Genomic DNA, 18760 nt, shown 5'->3' with positions numbered 1-18760 from the left:
ATCAAGCCTCGGCTTTGTAGTTGTAACCGATCGGATGCGGCAGGTTGCGGGCCTTGGCCAGCTCGATCTGCTTCTGCCGGTCGATGGCGCTGCGCCGGGTCTTCTCGCTCAGGGTGTCCCAGCAATGCGGGCAGCTCACCCCAGGCGAATAGTGCTCGGACGCACGCTCCTGTGCATTGATCGGGTGGCGGCAGGCGTGGCACTGGTCGTACTCGCCCTCGCTCAGGTCATGGCGCACCGTGACGCGGTTGTCGAAGACGAAGCAGTCGCCGTCCCACAGGCTTTCTTCCTGAGGCACTTCCTCGAAGTATTTCAGGATGCCGCCCTTAAGATGATAGACCGCTTCGAAGCCTTCACCGAGCATGTAGCTGGAGGCTTTTTCGCAACGGATACCGCCGGTGCAGAACATCGCAACCTTCTTGTGCTTGCTGGGGTCGAAGTTGGCCTTGATGTAGTCGGGGAACTCGCGGAAGGTTTCGGTCTTCGGGTCGATGGCGCCCTTGAAGGTGCCGATGGCCACTTCGTAATCGTTGCGGGTGTCGATCAGCAGTACTTCCGGGTCGCTGATCAGCGCGTTCCAGTCCTTGGGCTCGACATAGGTGCCGACCGCCTTGTTGGGGTCCACGCCGGGTACGCCGAGGGTGACGATCTCTTTCTTGAGCTTGACCTTGGTGCGGTAGAACGGCTGTTCGTCGCAGTACGATTCCTTGTGGTCGACATCGGCCAGGCGCGGGTCGTTGCGCAGCCAGGCCAGCAGGCCATCGATGCCTTCGCGGGTGGCCGAGACGGTGCCGTTGATGCCTTCGTGGGCCAGCAGCAGGGTGCCTTTGACGTTGTTGTCGAGCATGGTCTTGAGCAGCGGCTCACGCAGCTCGACGTAGTCTTCCAGGGTGACGAACTTGTACAGCGCCGCGACGACGATGGGTTGGGACATGAAGCGGAATCTCCAGGTGGTTGCCCTCGTAAGGGGCGGACCGGGTTTGACAGGTGTAAAAAAAAGCATGGGGGCGCCTTGCGCCCCCTTCGCGACATGAGGCCGCTGCTACAGGGGAATCGCATAACCTGTAGCAGCGGCCTCATGTCGCGAAAGGGCCGCAAAGCGGCCCCCGGATCTTGCAGGATTCTACCAGAACAACCGAATGGTTTCAGTGCCCGCCGCCCGCGCAAACCGGCGAAGCCGGTGCCACGCCGACCTTGGCCCACTCCTCGGCGGTGTAGGTATGGATGGCCAGGGCGTGGATCTCGCCCATCAGTTCACCCATGGTGGCATACACCTTCTGGTGGCGCTTGACGCTGTTCAACCCGGCAAACTGCTCGCTGACGATCACTGCCTTGTAGTGGGTCTCCTGGCCACGACTGTGCATGTGGCTTTCGTCAAGCACTTGCAGGTGTTGCGGCGCCAGGGCAGCCAACTGCTGTTCGATGCGCTGTTGCATGCTCATCGCGGCGTACTCACTTCTTCGCCGGGGCGGCGGCCTTGCCGGCGTTCGGGTCCAGCTCCTTGGTCATGTCGTCGAGCAGCTTGTTCACCACCGGCACCGCAGGCTCCAGGCTCTGCTGGGTCAGCTGGGCCGACTGCTGGGTGACCTTGGGCATTTCACGCAGCACTTTCTTGCCCAGCGGCGATTCGTAGAACTTGACCAGGTCGTTCAGTTCCTGCTCGGTGAAGGTCTGGGTGTACAGGTCGACCATCTTCGGCTTCAGCTTTTTCCAGCCGATGGCGTTGTCCAGCGCGGCGTTGGCCTTGGCCTGGTAGCTTTCCAGCACCGACTGCTTGGTGGCCGGCGCCTTGGTCTGGGCAAAACGCTGGGCGAACATCTGCTGGACCTGCATGTATACCGGCGTCCCCAGCTTGTCGGCGTTGGCCAGGGTCAGGAATTTCTCGGCAGCAGCATTATGGCTGGCGGTGGCAGCGAGTACCTGGCCGCTGGCGCAAGCCAGGGCAACGGCGGCACAAAGGACACGGAGACGGGTCATTGCATTTCCTTCAGAAGAGACGGAGGCGGGTACCTCAGAGTAGAGCATTCTGCGCCGTGGTGGCGATGTGCTCAAGTGGCACGACGAGCGACGGAACCGCTCGGTCGAATCAGGGCCTAAACTGCGATTTCGAACTACACAGGAGTGAGTACAGAATGAGCCGCATCGAGACAGACAGCCTGGGCCCGGTCGAAGTTCCTGAGGACGCCTACTGGGGTGCGCAGACCCAGCGTTCGCTGATCAACTTCGCCATCGGCAAGGAGCGCATGCCCATTGCGGTGTTGCACGCCCTGGCGCTGATCAAGAAGGCCGCAGCACGCGTCAACGACCGCAACGGCGACTTGCCAGCCGACATCGCCCGGCTGATCGAACAGGCTGCCGACGAAGTGCTGGACGGCCAGCACGACGACCAGTTCCCGCTGGTGGTCTGGCAGACCGGCAGCGGCACCCAGAGCAACATGAACGTCAACGAGGTGATCGCCGGGCGGGCCAACGAACTGGCCGGCAAGGGCCGTGGCGGCAAGGCGCCGGTGCACCCCAACGACCACGTCAACCGTTCGCAGAGCTCCAACGACTGCTTCCCCACCGCGATGCACATCGCTGCCGCCCAGGCGGTACACGACAAGCTGCTGCCGGCCATCGCCGAACTGTCCTCGGGGCTGGCCGAGCTGTCGGCACGCCACCACCAGCTGGTGAAGACCGGCCGCACGCACATGATGGATGCCACGCCGATCACCTTCGGCCAGGAGGTGTCCGCGTTCGTCGCCCAGCTCGACTACGCCCAACGCGCCATCCGCGCCAGCTTGCCGGCGGTTTGTGAACTGGCCCAGGGCGGCACCGCCGTGGGCACCGGGCTGAACGCCCCGCATGGTTTCGCCGAAGCCATCGCGGCCGAGTTGGCGGCGCTGTCCGGCCTGCCGTTCGTCACCGCACCGAACAAATTCGCCGCCCTTGCCGGGCATGAGCCGCTGACCAGCCTGGCCGGCGCCCTGAAGACCCTGGCTGTGGCGCTGATGAAAATTGCCAACGACCTGCGCCTGCTGGGCTCCGGCCCGCGTGCCGGGCTGGCTGAAGTACGCCTGCCGGCCAACGAGCCTGGTAGTTCGATCATGCCGGGCAAGGTCAACCCGACCCAGTGCGAAGCCTTGTCGATGCTGGCCTGCCAGGTGCTCGGCAACGACGCGGCGATCGGCTTTGCCGCCAGCCAGGGCCATTTGCAGCTGAACGTGTTCAAGCCAGTGATCATCCACAACCTGCTGCAGTCGATCGAGCTGCTGGCCGATGGCTGCCGCAACTTCCAGCAGCATTGCGTGGCGGGTATCGAGCCGGATGCCGAGCAGATGGCGGCGCACCTGGAGCGCGGGTTGATGCTGGTAACGGCGCTGAACCCGCACATCGGCTATGACAAGGCTGCGGAAATTGCCAAGAAGGCCTACGGCGAGGGCAAGACCTTGCGCGAGGCGGCACTGGAATTGAAGTACCTGACCAATGAGCAGTTCGACCAGTGGGTGCGGCCGGAGAACATGCTGGCCCCAGGCGGAAAAGGCTGAGATCCGGACACCGCGCCCTGTGTGGGCGCGGCCTTGCGTCGCGATGGGCTGCGCAGCAGCCCCAGAACGCTCGGCAGGGACATAAATTTTGGGGCTGCTGCGCAGCCCATCGCGACGCAAGGCCGCTCCTACACGGAGCGGGCGACTTTGCGGAATTTGCGGGCCCGCCAGCTAGCCACCAGTGAAGGCCCCAGCGCCACCAGCGCCGAACCCAGCACCACCGTCACCGCCCCGACATAACCCAGGGCATTGATGTCCTCGGCATGCACGTAGTCAGGCCACAGCAAGGCCGCCAATGCCACCGCGACGAAGGTCACCAGCGGCGTCAACGCCAGCGTGGCACTCACTCGCGACGCCTCCCAGTGCGCCAGCGCCTCGGCAAACGCGCCATAGGCCACCAGCGTGTTCAGGCAGCAGGCCAGCAGCAACCAGCCCTGCACCGGGCTCAGCTGCAATGCCTGCAACGGGTGTACCCATGGCGTGAGCAACGCGGCGCAACCAAGGTAGATCACCATCATCACTTGCTGCGAATTCCACACGGTCAGCAGCTGCTTCTGGCTCAGTGCGTAGAACACCCAGATCGTGGTGGCCAGCAGGATGGTCAGCACGCCGGTGGTATAGGTGCCGAGCGAGGTCAGCAGCTCTTCCAGGCGCTGGTTGAAGAACAGGCCAAACCCCGCCAGCAGGATCAGCAGGCCCATGCCCTGCCCCAGGCTGAAGCGTTCGCGGAACACGAACACGCTGGCCACCAGCAGCAACACCGGGCCAAGCTGCACCACTAATTGCGCGGTACCCGGGCTCAGCAGGTTCAGGCCGATCAGGTACAGCACATAGTTGCCCATCAGGCCAAGCACGGCCACCAGCACCAGCCCCTTGCCCCTGGGCGTCAGTTGGCGGATGGACGGCAAGCGGCGCTGGGCCGTCAGCCAGGCGAACAGCAGCCCACCGGAAACCAGCAGGCGGTACCAGGTGACGGTGACCGGGTCGACCACCTGCAGCACCTGCTTAAGTTTGATCGGCAGGATACCCCAGAGCAACGCCGTCAGAAGTGCCAGGAACAGGCCATAGCCCCAGCGGCCGGAAGTGGTGTGCATAAAGTCCTCGATCAAGCCCGTGGTGGGGGTGGTTGAATTCTAAAGGCTTGGAGGGCTGGGCCGGCGGCGAGTGCCGAGAAAAGAATTCATCAGGTCATTCTTCTATGGCATGCCTGGGTGATGAATTGTCTGTGCCGGCTTGTTCGCCGGCAAACCCGCTCGCACAAGGCCCCAGGTTTCAGCCATGGGGTACTGCTGTGGGAGCTGGCGTGCCCGCGAAAGGGCAAGCACAGGCAGCATCAACTCGGCTATTTCTTGTCCTTGGCAAACGCCGCCTCGAGCGCCTGGTTGATGGTGCGCAACACTTTCACCCGCGCCCAGCGCTTGTCGTTGGCCTCCACCAGCGTCCACGGTGCGATCTCGCTGCTGGTGCGGTCGACCATGTCGCCTACGGCCTGGACATAGTCGTCCCACTTCTCGCGGTTGCGCCAGTCATCCTCGGTGATCTTGTAGCGCTTGAACGGGATCTGCTCGCGCTCTTCGAAACGCTCCAGTTGGGTCTGCTGGTCGATCGCCAGCCAGAACTTGACCACCACCACGCCGGCATTCACCAGCTGTTCCTCGAAATCGTTGATCTCGCTGTAGGCGCGCATCCAGTCGGCCGGGCTGCAGAAGCCTTCCACCCGCTCCACCAGCACCCGGCCATACCAGGAACGGTCGAAGATGGTGAATTTGCCGCGCGCCGGAATATGCCGCCAGAACCGCCATAGGTAGGGCTGCGCGCGCTCTTCTTCGGTGGGCGCGGCAATCGGCACGATGCGGTACTGGCGCGGGTCCAGCGCTGCCGCCACGCGGCGGATGGCGCCGCCCTTGCCGGCTGCGTCGTTGCCTTCGAACACCGCCACCAGGGCATGCCGGCGCATGCGCTTGTCGCGCAGCAGGCCGGCCAGGCGGGCCTGCTCGGTGACCAGCTGTTCCTGATAATCGGCCTTGTCCAGGCGCAGGGTCATGTCCAGCGCGCCGAGCAGGCTGCGCTGGTCGATGCTGCGGCCCAGCGGCGCGACGTTGCCCCGGTGCTTGGCTTTGGGGTCGCTGGCCAGTGCTGCTTGCAGGCTTTCCAGCAGAACCCGCCCGACCGCCAGGCTGCGGTAGTTGGGGTCGACGCCTTCGATGATGTGCCATGGCGCATAGTCGCGGCTGGTGCGGCGCAGCACGCGCTCACCGAAGCGCACGAAACGGTCGTAGGTTTGCGACTGCTGCCAGTCCAGCGGGCTGATGCGCCAGCTGTGCAGCGGGTCGTCCTTCAGCGCCTTGAGGCGCGCCTTCATCTGCTTCTTGGACAGGTGGAACCAGAACTTGATGATCAGCGCACCTTCGTCGCAGAGCATTTCCTCGAGCCGCTCGGCGCCGGTGATGGCCTGGTCGAGCACGGCATCCTTGAACAGGCCATGTACCCGCCCCTGGAGCATCTGGCTGTACCAGTTGCCGAAGAACACGCCCATCCGCCCCTTCGGTGGCAAGGCCCGCCAATAGCGCCAGGCCGGGGGCCGGGCCAGCTCTTCGTCGGTTTGCTGGTCGAAGGTGAGCACGTCGATCAACCGCGGGTCCATCCACTCGTTGAGCAACTTGACCGTCTCGCCCTTGCCGGCGCCTTCGATGCCGTTGATCAGCACGATCACCGGGAAACGCGCCTGCTGCTTGAGTTCGTACTGGGCTTCGAGCAGGGCCTCGCGCAAAGCGGGTACCTCGGCGTCGTAAGCCTCCTTGTCGATGCTGTGGCCGATTTCTGCGGATTCGAACATGCACTGGCTCCTTCAATGGATAAGCAAGACTAGCGGATTTGTGTGTGGGCTGTACCGGCCCTGTCGCTGGCAAGCCAGCTGCCACAGCCGGTGCCAGTCACCGCGTCGGCTGCTTCGCGGATAAATCCGCTCCTACAATCGACGTTGTACCTGTGGGGGCTGGCTTGCCGGCGACAGGGCCGGTACGGCAAGCGCAAAATCATCAGATGGCATAAAATCCGTCGATCCGCTGCAACCGAGCCAACCATGTCCACCCTCCTCCAGCACGCCCAGATCGACTGGGACGACCAGGGCCGCCCGCACTCGCGCCAATACGACGACGTCTACTTCGCAGTCAACGAAGGCATCGAAGAAACCCGTCATGTGTTTCTCGGACAAACCCGCCTGGCAGAACGTTTCGCCGCCCTCGCCCCGCATGCCTGCCTGGTGATCGGTGAAACCGGCTTTGGCACCGGCATGAACTTCTACTGCGCCTGGCAACTGTTCGAGCAGCATGCCGGCGCCGAAGCCCGCCTGCATTTCGTCAGCGTCGAGAAGTACCCGATCGGCCGCGACGACATGGCCCGTGCCGTGCGCCTGTGGCCGGAGCTGGCGGCCTACAGCGAACCCCTGCTGGCGCAGTACGTGGCGCTGCACCCTGGCTTCCAGCAGTTCACCTTCGCCAATGGGCGGGTCACCCTCACCCTGCTGGTCGGTGACGTGCTGGAGCAACTGCCGCAACTCGATGCGCAGGTCGATGTGTGGTTCCTCGACGGCTTCGCCCCGGCCAAGAACCCCGACATGTGGACCCCGGCGCTGTTCGCGCAGCTGGCGCGGCTGTCGCACCCCGGCACCGTGCTGGGCACGTTCACCACCACCGGCTGGGTACGCCGCAGCCTGGTCGATGCCGGCTTCGCCATGAAGAAGGTGCCGGGCATCGGCAAGAAGTGGGAAGTGATGAACGGCGCCTACGTCGGCGCCCCGCCTACCCCCAGCCCGCCCTGGTATGCACGCCCGGCGGCCGCAGCAGGGCCACGCGAGGCCCTGGTCATCGGTGCCGGGCTGGCCGGCAGTTGCAGCGCCGCCAGCCTGGCCCGGCGCGGCTGGCAGGTGACCGTGCTGGAACGCCACGACGCGCCAGCCCGGGAAGCATCAGGCAACCCGCAAGGGGTGCTGTACCTCAAGCTGTCGGCCCATGGCACAGCGCTGTCGCAGATGATCCTGTCCGGCTTCGGCTACACCCGGCGCCAGCTGGAGCGCCTGCAGCGCGGCCGCGACTGGGATGCCTGTGGCGTGCTGCAGCTGGCCTTCGACAGCAAGGAAGCCGAGCGCCAGGGCAAGTTGGCTGCGGCCTTCGCCGCCGACCTTCTGCATCCGCTGCAGCGTGATGAAGCCGAAGCCATGGCCGGTGTGGCGTTGCCGGCCGGTGGGCTGTTCTATCCCGAGGGTGGCTGGGTGCACCCGCCAGCACTGTGCCAGCAGCAGTTGCAGCACCCTCGCATTCGCCTGCTGACACATCAGCCAGTGCTCGACCTGCGCAAGGTCGGCGAGCAATGGCAAGCCTGGGCCGGCGAACGGCTGCTGGCCAGCGCGCCTGTGGTGGTCCTGGCCGGGGCCGCCGAAGTGCGGCGCTTCGAGGCGTGCGCGCAGCTGCCGCTCAAGCGCATCCGCGGGCAGATCACCCGCTTGCCAGCCACTGCCGGCAGCCGCGCGTTGCGCACCGTGGTGTGTGCGGAAGGTTATGTGGCGCCACCGCGCGACGATGAACATACCCTGGGCGCAAGCTTCGACTTCCACAGCGAAGACCTGGCACCGACGCTGGCCGAGCACCAAGGCAACCTGGCATTGCTGGATGAAATCTCCCCCGACCTGGCCGAGCGCCTGGGCACCGCCGAGCTGGACCCGGCACAGTTGCAGGGGCGCGCGGCATTCCGCTGCACCAGCCCCGACTACTTGCCGATCGTCGGGCCGCTGGCCGATGCCGAGGCGTTCAGCGAAGCCTATGCGGTGCTCAGCCGGGATGCGCGGCAAGTGCCGCAGGTGGCCTGCCCATGGCTCGGTGGCCTGTACGTGAACAGCGGGCATGGTTCGCGCGGGCTGATTACCGCGCCGCTGAGTGGCGAGCTGGTGGCCGCCTGGGTGTGCGGGGAACCACTGCCGGTGCCGCGGGCGGTGGCGGAGGCCTGTCATCCGAACCGGTTTGCCTTGCGCAGGTTGATTCGTGGGCGGTGACAGGGCCGGGGTATGTCGTTGGGCGTGTAGCGCCTGGGAGATCGAGCGCCGCGCGGGCGGCGCTCGATTTACGCCCCAACCCAAAAACCAAGACCCCCCCCACCGCCCCATCCCATATAACAGATCGATCTAAAACTCTCACAAACCGCACAGGTCAGTTCCTTAAGGTGCCCTAATCCGGGGCACGCCCTCCCCAACGGAAAAACCGGTAAGGACTTATGTGCGGATTAGCAGGAGAGTTGCGTTTCACCCCGATCGACCAAGCCCCTCGCCCAGCCGACCTGGCTGCGGTAGAGCGCATCACCCATCACCTGGCGCCGCGCGGCCCGGATGCCTGGGGCTTCCATAGCCAGGGCCCGATCGCCCTGGGCCACCGGCGCCTGAAAATCATGGACTTGTCCGACGGCTCGGCGCAGCCGATGGTCGACAACAACCTGGGCCTGTCACTGGCGTTCAACGGCGCCATCTACAACTTCCCCGAACTGCGCCAGGAGCTGCAGGCGCTGGGCTACACCTTCTGGTCCGACGGCGACACCGAGGTGCTGCTCAAGGGCTACCACGCCTGGGGCGCCGCCTTGCTGCCCAAGCTCAACGGCATGTTCGCCCTGGCCATCTGGGAGCGCGACAACCAGCGCTTGTTCCTCGCCCGCGACCGCCTGGGCGTCAAGCCCTTGTACCTGTCGCGCAACGGCGAGCGCCTGCGGTTCGCCTCGACCCTGCCGGCGCTGCTCAAGGGCGGTGACATCGACCCGGTGCTCGACCCGGTAGCACTCAACCACTACCTGAACTTCCACGCGGTGGTACCCGCGCCACGTACCCTGCTGGCCAATGTGCAAAAGCTCGAACCCGGCACCTGGATGCGCATCGACCGCCATGGCGAAGTGGAACGCCAGACCTGGTGGCAGCTGCATTACGGCGCCACGCCCGACGAGCGCGAGCTGGACCTCGAAGGCTGGACCACCCGGGTACTCGACGCCACCCGCGAGGCCGTGGCCATCCGCCAGCGTGCCGCGGTGGACGTGGGCGTGCTGCTGTCCGGCGGGGTCGACTCCAGCCTGCTGGTCGGCCTGCTGCGCGAAGCGGGCGTGGATGACCTGTCGACCTTCTCCATCGGTTTCGAGGATGCCGGCGGCGAACGCGGCGACGAGTTCCAGTACTCCGACCTGATCGCCCGGCATTACGGCACCCGTCACCACCAGTTGCGTATTGCCGAACACGAGGTCATCGAGCAACTGCCGGCGGCGTTCCGCGCCATGAGCGAACCGATGGTCAGCCACGACTGCATCGCCTTCTACCTGCTGTCGCGGGAAGTGGCGAAGCACTGCAAGGGCGTGCAGAGCGGCCAGGGTGCCGACGAACTGTTCGCCGGCTACCACTGGTACCCGCAGGTGGACGGCGCCGAGGACGCCTTCAGCGCCTACCGCGAGGCCTTCTTCGACCGCAGCCACGCCGAATACCGCGACACCGTGCAAACGCCCTGGCTGCTGGAAACCGATGCTGCGGGCGAGTTCGTGCGCGAACATTTCGCCCGCCCCGGTGCCCCCGATGCAGTAGACAAGGCGCTGCGCCTGGACAGCACGGTGATGCTGGTCGACGACCCGGTCAAACGGGTAGACAACATGACCATGGCCTGGGGCCTGGAGGCACGCACCCCGTTCCTCGATTACCGCCTGGTGGAACTGTCGGCGCGCATTCCCGCACGCTTCAAGCTGCCCGACGGCGGCAAGCAGGTACTCAAGCAAGCTGCACGTCGGGTGATCCCGCACGAGGTGATCGACCGCAAGAAAGGCTACTTCCCGGTACCGGGCCTGAAGCACCTGGATGGCGCCACCCTTGGCTGGGTGCGGGAACTGCTGACCGACCCCAGCCAGGACCGCGGGCTGTTCAACCCGGCCATGCTCGACCGCTTGCTGAACAACCCGCACGGCCAGTTGACCCCGCTGCGCGGCTCCAAGCTGTGGCAACTGGCGGCACTGAACCTGTGGCTGACCGAACAAGGACTCTGAGCGATGAAAGCCCACGAAACTGCCTACGGCCAGCGCCTGCTGCGCGGCCAGGCGCCCTCCTACGAACGCCTGCAGGCGCGCCTGGCCGGTGATGGCAGCCAGCCCCACGACCAGCCACGCGCCGTGCATTGCGGCTGGGGCCGGCTGCTGATCGGCCATACCTACGCCGACCCGGCCAAGCTGGCCGAGGACCTGCTGGGCGAGTGCCCGGGCGAACGTGACATCGCGTTGTACGTGGCCGCGCCCCAGCAGGTGCTGGCCCATGCGCCACAACAACTGTTCCTCGACCCGTCCGACACCCTGCGCCTGTGGTTCACCGACTATCGCCCGGCACAGCGGGTGTTCCGTGGTTTCCGCGTGCGCCGGGCACAGAACCCCGGTGACTGGCAGGCGATCAACACCCTGTACCAGGCGCGCGGCATGTTGCCGGTCGTCCCCGAGCTGCTCACCCCGCTCGACCAGGGCGGGCCCGTGTACTGGCTGGCCGAAGACGAAGACAGCGGTGCGGTCATCGGCAGCGTCATGGGCCTGAACCATGCCAAGGCGTTCGACGACCCCGAGCACGGCAGCAGCCTCTGGTGCCTGGCGGTGGACCCGCAATGTACCCGCCCCGGCGTCGGCGAAGTGCTGGTGCGCCACCTGATCGAACACTTCATGAGCCGCGGCCTGGCCTACCTGGACCTGTCGGTGCTGCACGACAACCGCCAGGCCAAGCGCCTGTACCAGAAGCTGGGGTTTCGCAACCTGCCGACCTTCGCGGTCAAGCGCAAGAACGGCATCAACGAGCAGCTGTTCCTCGGCCCCGGGCCGCAGGCCGACCTCAACCCGTATGCGCGCATCATCGTCGACGAGGCCCTGCGCCGGGGTATCGAGGTGCAGGTGGATGATGCCGCTGCCGGGCTGTTCACCCTCAGCCTGGGCGGGCGCCGCATCCGCTGCCGGGAATCGCTCAGCGACCTGACCAGCGCCGTGACCATGACCCTGTGCCAGGACAAGCGCCTGACCCGGCAAGCCCTGCACAACGCCGGGCTCAAGGTGCCGGCCCAGCAGCTGGCCGGCAATGCCGACGACAACCTGGCGTTTCTCGAAGAGCACGCGGCGGTGGTGGTCAAACCGGTCGATGGCGAGCAGGGCCAAGGGGTTGCCGTCAACCTCACCAGCATCGAGGACATCACCCGCGCCGTCGAACAGGCACGCCAGTTCGACAGCCGCGTGTTGCTGGAAAGCTTCCATGCCGGGCATGACCTGCGCATCGTGGTCATCGGTTATGAAGTGGTGGCGGCCGCCATTCGCCACCCAGCGCAGGTGGTGGGCGATGGCAAGCACAGCATTCGCCAGCTGATCGAGGCCCAGAGCCGACGGCGCCAGGCGGCCACCGGGGGCGAGAGCAGGATCCCCGTGGACGAAGAGACCGAACGCACCCTGAGCACCGCAGGCCATAGCTACGACGATGTCCTGCCTGCGGGCCAGCACCTGGCTGTGCGGCGCACCGCCAACCTGCACACCGGCGGCACCCTGGAAGACGTGACCGAACGCTTGCACCCGGCACTGGCCGAGGCCGCCGTGCGGGCAGCGCGGGCACTGGAGATCCCGGTGGTGGGGCTGGACTTCATGGTGCGCGATGCCGAGCAGCCGGATTACGTGATCATCGAGGCCAACGAGCGGGCCGGGTTGGCCAACCACGAACCGCAACCGACCGCCGAGCGTTTCATCGACCTGCTGTTTCCGCATAGCCGGCCGTTGGCGTAACGACTGATGGCCTCTTCGCGGGCACGCCCGCTCCCACAGGGGCAGCGCAATTCCTGAGACTTGTGGGGGCTCGGTGGGAGCGGGCGTGCCCGCGAAGAATCAATGCAATTTCCAAGGAGTACTCATGTCCGAACGACTCCCCGAACCCGATCTCGACTACCTCAAACGCGTGCTGCTGGAGATGCTCGCCATCCCCAGCCCCACCGGTTTCACCGACACCATCGTGCGCTACGTGGCCGAACGCCTGGAGGAGCTGGGCATTCCCTTCGAGCTAACCCGTCGCGGCACCATCCGCGCCACGCTCAAGGGCCGGCAAAGCTCGCCGGACCGCGCCGTGTCCGCCCACCTCGACACCATCGGCGCCAGCGTCCGCCAGTTGCTCGACAACGGTCGCCTGGCCCTGGCGCCGGTCGGCTGCTGGTCGAGCCGCTTCGCCGAGGGCAGCCGGGTCAGCGTGTTCACCGACACCGGCGTGTTTCGTGGCAGCGTGCTGCCACTGATGGCCAGCGGGCACGCCTTCAACACCGCCATCGACCAGATGCCGATCAGCTGGGAGCATGTGGAAGTGCGCCTGGACGCCTACTGCGCCACGCGCGCCGATTGCGAGGCGCTGGGCCTGAGCATCGGTGACTTCGTCGCCTTCGACCCGCTGCCCGAATTCACCGAAAGCGGCCACATCAGCGCCCGCCACCTGGACGACAAGGCCGGTGTCGCCGCGCTGCTGGCGGCGCTCAAAGCAGTGCTGGAAAGCGGCCGCCAGCCACTGATCGACTGCCACCCGCTGTTCACCATTACCGAGGAGACCGGCTCGGGTGCGGCCGGGGCGCTGCCCTGGGACGTCAGCGAATTCGTCGGTATCGACATCGCCCCGGTAGCGCCCGGCCAGGCTTCCAGCGAGCATGCCGTGAGCGTGGCCATGCAGGACTCGTCGGGGCCTTACGACTACCACCTGTCGCGGCACTTGCTGAAACTGGCCGGCGACCACGACCTGCCGGTGCGCCGCGACCTGTTCCGCTATTACTTCAGCGATGCCCATTCGGCGGTGACCGCCGGGCACGATATTCGTACCGCGCTGGTGGCATTTGGCTGCGATGCCACCCATGGCTACGAACGCACGCACATCGACAGCCTGGCGGCGCTGAGCCGGTTGCTGTCGGCGTACCTGCTCAGCCCGCCAGTGTTTGCCAGCGACTCGCAGCCGGCCAATACCTCGTTGGAGCGCTTCAGTCACCAGTTGGAGCATGATGCGCAGATGGAAAGCGATACACGGGTGCCGGCGGTGGATAGCCTGGTCGGTCACAAGGCTTGAGGCCAAGGGCTGCGTTGCAGCCCCAAAAGGCCAGGTGTTTCGCGTAGCATGCGCCCATCAATTCCCTAGGCTCCGCCCACCATGCTGATCCCTTACGACCAACTGCAAGCCGAAACCCTGACCCGCCTGATCGAAGACTTCGTCACCCGCGACGGCACTGACAACGGCGACGATACCCCGCTGGAAACCCGTGTGCTGCGGGTGCGCCAGGCCTTGGCCAAGGGCCAGGCGTTCATCCTGTTCGACCCGGAAAGCCAGCAGTGCCAGCTGCTGGCCAGGCATGATGTGCCGCGCGAGTTGCTCGACTAGCAGGCCAGGGCAGGCACCATCAGGCTTTGCCTGGCTTGGCCTCCTTGATGCGCTTGTACACCTCGGCCCTATGCACCGGCACCTCGCGCGGTGCATCCACGCCAAAGCGCACCATTCCGTCCCGCGTTTCCACCACCATGAGCCGAATGTCATCGCCAATCATGATGACCTGCCCCACTTCGCGTCCAATTACCAACATGCTCCAGTCCTCCAGCGAAAGGGAAAACCGGAGCCTGCCTTGCTGGCATTTGGCTACTCAATAGTTCCGCTGATAATCAGAAGCGCCCTACATTTCTAGGTAATTTTCCTTACAGATCAATCAGCGGGAATGGGCTTTGGCGCGCATTTTCACCGCCATGTCGGCCATCTCGTCATACAGCCGCTCGGGCGCCTGGCGCTTCAGTTGCCAAGCCTGGCGCCCGGCCTCGTGGGGCAGGATCAGGAACTCGCCGGCGCTGACCTGCTGATGGATGTAGTCGGCAATGTCCGCCGCATTGATCGGCGAGCCTTCCAGCAGTTTGCCCACCTGCGCCTTCATCGCCGGGTTCGGCCCGCGGAACGAATCCAGCAGGTTGGTCTGGAAGAACGACGGGCACACCACATGCACCGCAACCTCGAGCTGGCGCAGCTCCACCAGCAGGCTCTCCGACAAGGCCAGCACGCCGGCCTTGGCCACGTTGTAGTTGCTCATGCCCGGCCCTTGCATCAGCGCGGCCATCGAGGCGATGTTGATGATGCGCCCCTTGCTGCGCTCCAGCAGCGGCAGGAAAGCCTTGCAGCCCTTGACCACGCCCATCAGGTTGACCGCGATCTGCCAGTCCCAGTCTTCCAGCGACAGTTCGGCGAAGAACCCGCCCGCAGCGACACCGGCATTGTTGACGATCACATCGATGCCGCCGAACTGCTCGCTGCAGGCCTGGGCCAGGGCGGTGAGCTGGCTGTAGTCACGCACGTCGCAGCGCTGGACGAAGCCGTCGCCGCCGGCCTTGCGCACGCCTGCCAGGGTGTCGCGCAGGCCGCCTTCGTTGACGTCGGCCAACGCCAGGCGCCAGCCCTCGCGCGCCCAGCGCAGGGCGATCTCGCGACCGAGGCCGGACCCGGCGCCGGTGATCATGATGCGGTTTTGCATGGTGGCTGGCCTTGTTTGCAAGAAGAGTGACTGGAGTCTAAACAAGGGCCTGGGCAACGGCAGGGTTCATCAGGGTAGTGAATGGGGCAGCATGCGCCCGTGGCCAGCACTGTCCGTACACCAATGGAATCTTTCCCAAGCGGCGTCGGTCCCAATTTACAAGAGGCCAGCAGTCCGAGGCCCTTGACCCCCAACCACGCAAGGACTCCGTCATGACCACGATTCTGATCATCATCCTGATTCTGCTGTTGATTGGTGGCTTACCGGTCTTCCCACATTCACGCAGCTGGGGCTACGGCCCGTCCGGCATCATCGGCGTGGTGCTGGTGATCCTGCTGGTGTTGTTGCTGCTAGGCATGATCTAGCGCCGCAGACATGAAAAAACCGCGCCGAAGCGCGGTTTTTTCATTGCCGTGAGGATCAGTGCGAAACAGCGCCCGATGCCCCCAGGCCAGTCTGCGAACGCACGAACTGCGGGAAGAACAGCGCACGTTCGTCTTCAGCAGCCTTGCTCTTGTCGGTGATCGAGAAGAACCAGATACCGATGAAGGCGATCAGCATCGAGAACAGTGCCGGATACTCGTACGGGTAGATCGGCTTCTCGTGGCCGAGGATCTGTACCCAGATGGTCGGGCCGAGGATCATCAGCGTCACTGCACTCACCAGGCCCAGCCAGCCGCCGATCATGGCACCGCGGGTGGTCAGCTTCTTCCAGTACATCGAGAGCAGCAGTACCGGGAAGTTGCAGCTGGCGGCGATGGAGAACGCCAGGCCGACCATGAAGGCGATGTTCTGCTTCTCGAACAGGATGCCCAGGCCGATCGCCAGTACGCCGAGGGCGACGGTGGTGATCTTCGACACGCGGATCTCGTCCTTGTCGTTGGCCTTGCCCTTGCGCCATACGCTGGCGTACAGGTCGTGGGACACCGCCGAGGCACCCGCCAGGGTCAGGCCGGCAACCACCGCCAGGATGGTGGCGAAGGCCACCGCCGAGATGAAGCCGAGGAACACGCTGCCGCCTACGGCATTGGCCAGGTGCACCGCAGCCATGTTGTTGCCACCCAGCAGGGCGCCGGCGGCGTCCTTGAAGGCCGGGTTGGTGCTGACCAGCAGGATGGCGCCAAAGCCGATGATGAAGGTCAGGATGTAGAAGTAGCCAATGAAGCCGGTGGCATACAGCACGCTCTTGCGCGCTTCCTTGGCGTCACCGACGGTGAAGAAGCGCATCAGGATATGCGGCAGGCCGGCGGTACCGAACATCAGCGCCAGGCCCAGCGAGAAGGCCGAGATCGGGTCCTTGACCAGGCCGCCCGGGCTCATGATCGCTTCGCCCTTGGCATGCACCTTGATCGCTTCGGAGAACAGCGTGTTGAAGTCGAAGCCCACGTGCTTCATCACCATCAGCGCCATGAAACTGGCCCCGGACAGCAGCAGCACCGCCTTGATGATCTGTACCCAGGTGGTGGCCAGCATGCCGCCGAACAGCACGTACAGGCACATTAGGATACCCACCAGGACCACCGCCACATGATAGTCCAGGCCGAACAGCAGCTCGATCAGCTTGCCGGCACCGACCATCTGGGCGATCAGGTAGAAGGCTACCACCACCAGCGAACCGGAAGCCGACAGGGTGCGGATTTCCTTCTGCCCGAGGCGGTACGAGGCCACATCGGCAAAGGTGTACTTGCCCAGGTTGCGCAGGCGTTCGGCGATCAGGAAGAGGATGATCGGCCAACCGACCAGGAAGCCGATCGAGTAAATCAGGCCATCGTAGCCCGAGGTGAATACCAGCGCGGAAATGCCCAGGAACGAGGCTGCCGACATGTAGTCACCGGCAATCGCCAGGCCGTTCTGGAAGCCCGTGATCTTGCCACCGGCGGCGTAGTAGTCAGAGGCCGACTTGTTGCGCTTGGAGGCCCAGTAGGTAATGCCCAGGGTGAAGGCGACGAACGCCACGAACATGGCGATGGCGGAAACGTTCAGCGGTTGTTTCTGCACCTCGCCGGTCAGGGCATCGGCGGCCCACACGGCGGGTGCGAAGGCGCCGCAGGCCAGTACGGCCAGGGTTTTGGCATGACGAATCATTGTTGCGCCTCCTTCAGGATGGCCTTGTTCAGCTCATCGAACTCGCCGTTGGCGCGGCGCACGTAGATGGCGGTCAGCACGAATGCCGAGACGATCAGGCCAACGCCCAGGGGAATGCCCCAGGTAATCGATGACTCAGGGCTGAGCTTGGCGCCCAGCAGCTGGGGACCATAGGCAATCAGGAGGATGAAGGCGCAATACAGGCCGAGCATGATCGCCGAGAGTATCCAGGCGAATCGTTCGCGCTTGGTGACCAGCTCCTTGAAACGGGGGCTGTTTTGTATCGAGAGGTAAATGCTGTCGTTCATTGTTTTTGTCCTAGCAGCACAGATAGGGGTGGAACCCACGACCCCTACTTTATGCGGCTGTCGGACGCCAACCAGACGACCTTAGTCTTAGATGCAATGGTGTTTTACCAGTTGCGTAACAAAGTGAAGGCCCATTCGCGGGCACGCCCGCTCCCACAGGATTTTCGCTGCCCTTGAAGTCGGTGCAGTTCCTGTGGGAGCGGGCGTGCCCGCGAAGCAGCAAAACTGGCCCTGACGGGTTGTTACTTGCCGGTCCACTCCTTCACCCGCTCAGGGTGCTTGGCCACCCAGTCCTTGGCCGCCGCTTCAGGCTTGGCCCCTTCCTGGATCGCCAGCATCACCTCGCCAATCTCGTCCTTCGACTGCCAGCTGAACTTCTTCAGGAACTCCGCCACTTCCGGCGCCTTGCTCGCCAGTTCCTTGCTGCCGATGCTGTTCACGGTTTCCGCAGCGCCGTACACGCCTTTCGGGTCTTCGAGGAACTTCAGCTTCCACTTGGCGAACATCCAGTGCGGTACCCAGCCGGTCACCGCGATCGACTGCTGCTTGTTGTAGGCACGGCCCAGTTCTGCCGTCATCGCCGCGCCGGAGCTGGCCTGCAGCTTGTAACCGGTCAGGTCGTAGTCCTTGATGGCCTGCTCGGTCTTGAGCATGACGCCGGAGCCGGCGTCGATGCCGACGATCTTCTGCTTGAAGCTGTCGTCGGTCTTGAGGTCGGCGATGCTCACCGCCTTGACATACTCGGGGACGATCAGGCCGATCTTGGCGTCCTTGAAGTTCGGGCCGTAGTCGACCACGTTGTCCTTGTTCTTGGCCCAGTATTCGCCATGGGTCACCGGCAACCAGGCCGACAACATGGCATCGAGCTTGCCGGTGGCCACGCCCTGCCACATGATCCCGGTGGCCACAGCCTGCAGCTTGACGTCGTAGCCGAGCTTCTGCTTGATCACTTCGGCGGCCACGTTGGTGGTTGCCACGCTGTCGGCCCAACCATCCACGTAACCAATGCTTACTTCTTTAGCCATTGCCTGTGCAGCGCTCATGGCCATCACCAGGGCGGTGCCCACACCCAGGAAACGTCGCATTTTTCTCAAAGCAGCCATCAAAGCATCCCCTCGTCAGGTCTAGGAGATTGCATCATCTTCCTGCCACACCGGGCGACCTGCTCCACGTGCGACCTGTACCCGCCCATATGCGACAGCACTATGCCATTAGCGCCATCCGCCAGTGCCGACCTGCGCGATCTTTGCATGCCAAAGGTTTGGCGTCAGGCTACTATCTAGCCTTTTGC

General features: G+C 64.6%; 17 protein-coding genes. 7 read left to right on the top strand and 10 right to left on the bottom strand.

What is annotated here, in order from left to right; genetic code table 11:
• Nucleotide 1: 1 nt before the first annotated feature.
• From ACJA3S_RS06700 to ACJA3S_RS06690, 3 genes are all read right to left on the bottom strand, one after another.
• Nucleotides 2-934, bottom strand: a complete 933-nt coding sequence (locus tag ACJA3S_RS06700) for a rhodanese-related sulfurtransferase (RefSeq protein ID WP_406821247.1) — start codon at nucleotides 932-934, stop codon at nucleotides 2-4.
• Nucleotides 935-1145: 211 nt separating this feature from the next.
• Nucleotides 1146-1442: a BolA family transcriptional regulator gene (locus ACJA3S_RS06695; protein ID WP_170028794.1), complete on the bottom strand. Its 297-nt coding sequence runs from the start codon at nucleotides 1440-1442 to the stop codon at nucleotides 1146-1148.
• Between the two features lie 10 nt (nucleotides 1443-1452).
• Entirely contained in the window at nucleotides 1453-1977 is a 525-nt protein-coding gene (locus tag ACJA3S_RS06690; RefSeq protein WP_406821246.1) for a DUF2059 domain-containing protein, read from the bottom strand.
• Nucleotides 1978-2132: 155 nt separating this feature from the next.
• On the opposite strand from ACJA3S_RS06690, the gene ACJA3S_RS06685 reads away from it, so the two are divergent.
• Nucleotides 2133-3527 carry a class II fumarate hydratase gene (locus tag ACJA3S_RS06685; RefSeq protein ID WP_170028792.1) on the top strand — a complete coding sequence of 465 codons (1395 nt, stop codon included), beginning with the start codon at nucleotides 2133-2135 and terminating at the stop codon, nucleotides 3525-3527.
• Nucleotides 3528-3655: 128 nt separating this feature from the next.
• On the opposite strand, the gene ACJA3S_RS06680 is transcribed toward ACJA3S_RS06685, so the two are convergent.
• Nucleotides 3656-4621, bottom strand: coding sequence for a DMT family transporter (locus tag ACJA3S_RS06680; protein ID WP_406821245.1), 966 nt, complete (start codon nucleotides 4619-4621; stop codon nucleotides 3656-3658).
• Between the two features lie 248 nt (nucleotides 4622-4869).
• Nucleotides 4870-6363 (bottom strand): polyphosphate:AMP phosphotransferase, encoded by a 1494-nt coding sequence (gene pap, locus ACJA3S_RS06675; RefSeq protein WP_406821244.1) that lies wholly within the window; start codon nucleotides 6361-6363, stop codon nucleotides 4870-4872.
• Between the two features lie 246 nt (nucleotides 6364-6609).
• Between pap and mnmC the strand changes: the two genes are divergently transcribed.
• The 5 genes from mnmC to ACJA3S_RS06650 all read left to right on the top strand — a co-directional run bounded on the left by mnmC (nucleotide 6610) and on the right by ACJA3S_RS06650 (nucleotide 13947).
• Nucleotides 6610-8574, top strand: a complete 1965-nt coding sequence (gene mnmC, locus ACJA3S_RS06670) for a bifunctional tRNA (5-methylaminomethyl-2-thiouridine)(34)-methyltransferase MnmD/FAD-dependent 5-carboxymethylaminomethyl-2-thiouridine(34) oxidoreductase MnmC (RefSeq protein ID WP_406821243.1) — start codon at nucleotides 6610-6612, stop codon at nucleotides 8572-8574.
• Nucleotides 8575-8792: 218 nt separating this feature from the next.
• Nucleotides 8793-10580 carry an N-acetylglutaminylglutamine amidotransferase gene (locus tag ACJA3S_RS06665; RefSeq protein WP_406821242.1) on the top strand — a complete coding sequence of 596 codons (1788 nt, stop codon included), beginning with the start codon at nucleotides 8793-8795 and terminating at the stop codon, nucleotides 10578-10580.
• A gap of 3 nt (nucleotides 10581-10583) precedes the next feature.
• Entirely contained in the window at nucleotides 10584-12329 is a 1746-nt protein-coding gene (gene ngg / locus ACJA3S_RS06660) for an N-acetylglutaminylglutamine synthetase (protein WP_406821241.1), read from the top strand.
• Nucleotides 12330-12453: 124 nt separating this feature from the next.
• Nucleotides 12454-13638: an osmoprotectant NAGGN system M42 family peptidase gene (locus ACJA3S_RS06655; RefSeq protein WP_406821240.1), complete on the top strand. Its 1185-nt coding sequence runs from the start codon at nucleotides 12454-12456 to the stop codon at nucleotides 13636-13638.
• Between the two features lie 81 nt (nucleotides 13639-13719).
• Complete coding sequence (locus tag ACJA3S_RS06650; protein ID WP_051099660.1) at nucleotides 13720-13947, top strand: YheU family protein; 228 nt, start codon at nucleotides 13720-13722, stop codon at nucleotides 13945-13947.
• A 19-nt stretch (nucleotides 13948-13966) separates the two neighbouring features.
• Here the strand turns inward: ACJA3S_RS06650 and csrA are convergent, their stop codons facing one another.
• The gene (gene csrA, locus ACJA3S_RS06645) at nucleotides 13967-14146 is read right to left on the bottom strand and encodes a carbon storage regulator CsrA (protein ID WP_406821239.1); all 180 of its coding nucleotides are present in this window, start codon (nucleotides 14144-14146) and stop codon (nucleotides 13967-13969) included.
• 120 nt (nucleotides 14147-14266) lie between these two features.
• The gene (locus ACJA3S_RS06640) at nucleotides 14267-15076 is read right to left on the bottom strand and encodes an SDR family oxidoreductase (RefSeq protein ID WP_406821238.1); all 810 of its coding nucleotides are present in this window, start codon (nucleotides 15074-15076) and stop codon (nucleotides 14267-14269) included.
• A gap of 212 nt (nucleotides 15077-15288) precedes the next feature.
• Between ACJA3S_RS06640 and ACJA3S_RS06635 the strand changes: the two genes are divergently transcribed.
• The gene (locus tag ACJA3S_RS06635) at nucleotides 15289-15441 is read left to right on the top strand and encodes a DUF3309 family protein (protein ID WP_003252624.1); all 153 of its coding nucleotides are present in this window, start codon (nucleotides 15289-15291) and stop codon (nucleotides 15439-15441) included.
• Between the two features lie 55 nt (nucleotides 15442-15496).
• Here ACJA3S_RS06635 and ACJA3S_RS06630 read toward each other — a convergent pair whose 3' ends face one another.
• From ACJA3S_RS06630 to ACJA3S_RS06620, 3 genes are all read right to left on the bottom strand, one after another.
• Entirely contained in the window at nucleotides 15497-17161 is a 1665-nt protein-coding gene (locus ACJA3S_RS06630; protein ID WP_406821237.1) for a cation acetate symporter, read from the bottom strand.
• Nucleotides 17158-17469 (bottom strand): DUF485 domain-containing protein, encoded by a 312-nt coding sequence (locus tag ACJA3S_RS06625; protein WP_406821236.1) that lies wholly within the window; start codon nucleotides 17467-17469, stop codon nucleotides 17158-17160. Before ACJA3S_RS06625 ends, ACJA3S_RS06630 begins: the two co-directional genes overlap by 4 nt.
• A 242-nt stretch (nucleotides 17470-17711) precedes the next feature.
• Nucleotides 17712-18572, bottom strand: coding sequence for a glycine betaine ABC transporter substrate-binding protein (locus tag ACJA3S_RS06620; RefSeq protein ID WP_406821235.1), 861 nt, complete (start codon nucleotides 18570-18572; stop codon nucleotides 17712-17714).
• Nucleotides 18573-18760 lie beyond the last annotated feature (188 nt).

The sequence above is a fragment of the Pseudomonas sp. KnCO4 genome (assembly GCF_045344305.1).
GTDB lineage: Bacteria > Pseudomonadota > Gammaproteobacteria > Pseudomonadales > Pseudomonadaceae > Aquipseudomonas > Aquipseudomonas anuradhapurensis.
The sequence above is the reverse complement of the archived record's forward strand: the minus strand, read 5'-3'. Positions and strand labels throughout refer to the sequence as shown.

What these genes read in the sequence shown, in the direction of transcription:
- ACJA3S_RS06685 (WP_170028792.1), top strand. Translation starts at nt 2,133, where the DNA reads ATGAGCCGCATCGAGACAGACAGCCTGGGCCCGGTCGAAGTTCCTGAG.
- pap (WP_406821244.1), bottom strand. Translation starts at nt 6,363, where the DNA reads ATGTTCGAATCCGCAGAAATCGGCCACAGCATCGACAAGGAGGCTTAC.
- ACJA3S_RS06625 (WP_406821236.1), bottom strand. Translation starts at nt 17,469, where the DNA reads ATGAACGACAGCATTTACCTCTCGATACAAAACAGCCCCCGTTTCAAG.
- ACJA3S_RS06690 (WP_406821246.1), bottom strand. Translation starts at nt 1,977, where the DNA reads ATGACCCGTCTCCGTGTCCTTTGTGCCGCCGTTGCCCTGGCTTGCGCC.
- csrA (WP_406821239.1), bottom strand. Translation starts at nt 14,146, where the DNA reads ATGTTGGTAATTGGACGCGAAGTGGGGCAGGTCATCATGATTGGCGAT.
- ACJA3S_RS06680 (WP_406821245.1), bottom strand. Translation starts at nt 4,621, where the DNA reads ATGCACACCACTTCCGGCCGCTGGGGCTATGGCCTGTTCCTGGCACTT.
- ngg (WP_406821241.1), top strand. Translation starts at nt 10,584, where the DNA reads ATGAAAGCCCACGAAACTGCCTACGGCCAGCGCCTGCTGCGCGGCCAG.
- ACJA3S_RS06635 (WP_003252624.1), top strand. Translation starts at nt 15,289, where the DNA reads ATGACCACGATTCTGATCATCATCCTGATTCTGCTGTTGATTGGTGGC.
- ACJA3S_RS06630 (WP_406821237.1), bottom strand. Translation starts at nt 17,161, where the DNA reads ATGATTCGTCATGCCAAAACCCTGGCCGTACTGGCCTGCGGCGCCTTC.
- ACJA3S_RS06700 (WP_406821247.1), bottom strand. Translation starts at nt 934, where the DNA reads ATGTCCCAACCCATCGTCGTCGCGGCGCTGTACAAGTTCGTCACCCTG.
- ACJA3S_RS06620 (WP_406821235.1), bottom strand. Translation starts at nt 18,572, where the DNA reads ATGGCTGCTTTGAGAAAAATGCGACGTTTCCTGGGTGTGGGCACCGCC.
- ACJA3S_RS06650 (WP_051099660.1), top strand. Translation starts at nt 13,720, where the DNA reads ATGCTGATCCCTTACGACCAACTGCAAGCCGAAACCCTGACCCGCCTG.
- ACJA3S_RS06665 (WP_406821242.1), top strand. Translation starts at nt 8,793, where the DNA reads ATGTGCGGATTAGCAGGAGAGTTGCGTTTCACCCCGATCGACCAAGCC.
- mnmC (WP_406821243.1), top strand. Translation starts at nt 6,610, where the DNA reads ATGTCCACCCTCCTCCAGCACGCCCAGATCGACTGGGACGACCAGGGC.
- ACJA3S_RS06695 (WP_170028794.1), bottom strand. Translation starts at nt 1,442, where the DNA reads ATGAGCATGCAACAGCGCATCGAACAGCAGTTGGCTGCCCTGGCGCCG.
- ACJA3S_RS06655 (WP_406821240.1), top strand. Translation starts at nt 12,454, where the DNA reads ATGTCCGAACGACTCCCCGAACCCGATCTCGACTACCTCAAACGCGTG.
- ACJA3S_RS06640 (WP_406821238.1), bottom strand. Translation starts at nt 15,076, where the DNA reads ATGCAAAACCGCATCATGATCACCGGCGCCGGGTCCGGCCTCGGTCGC.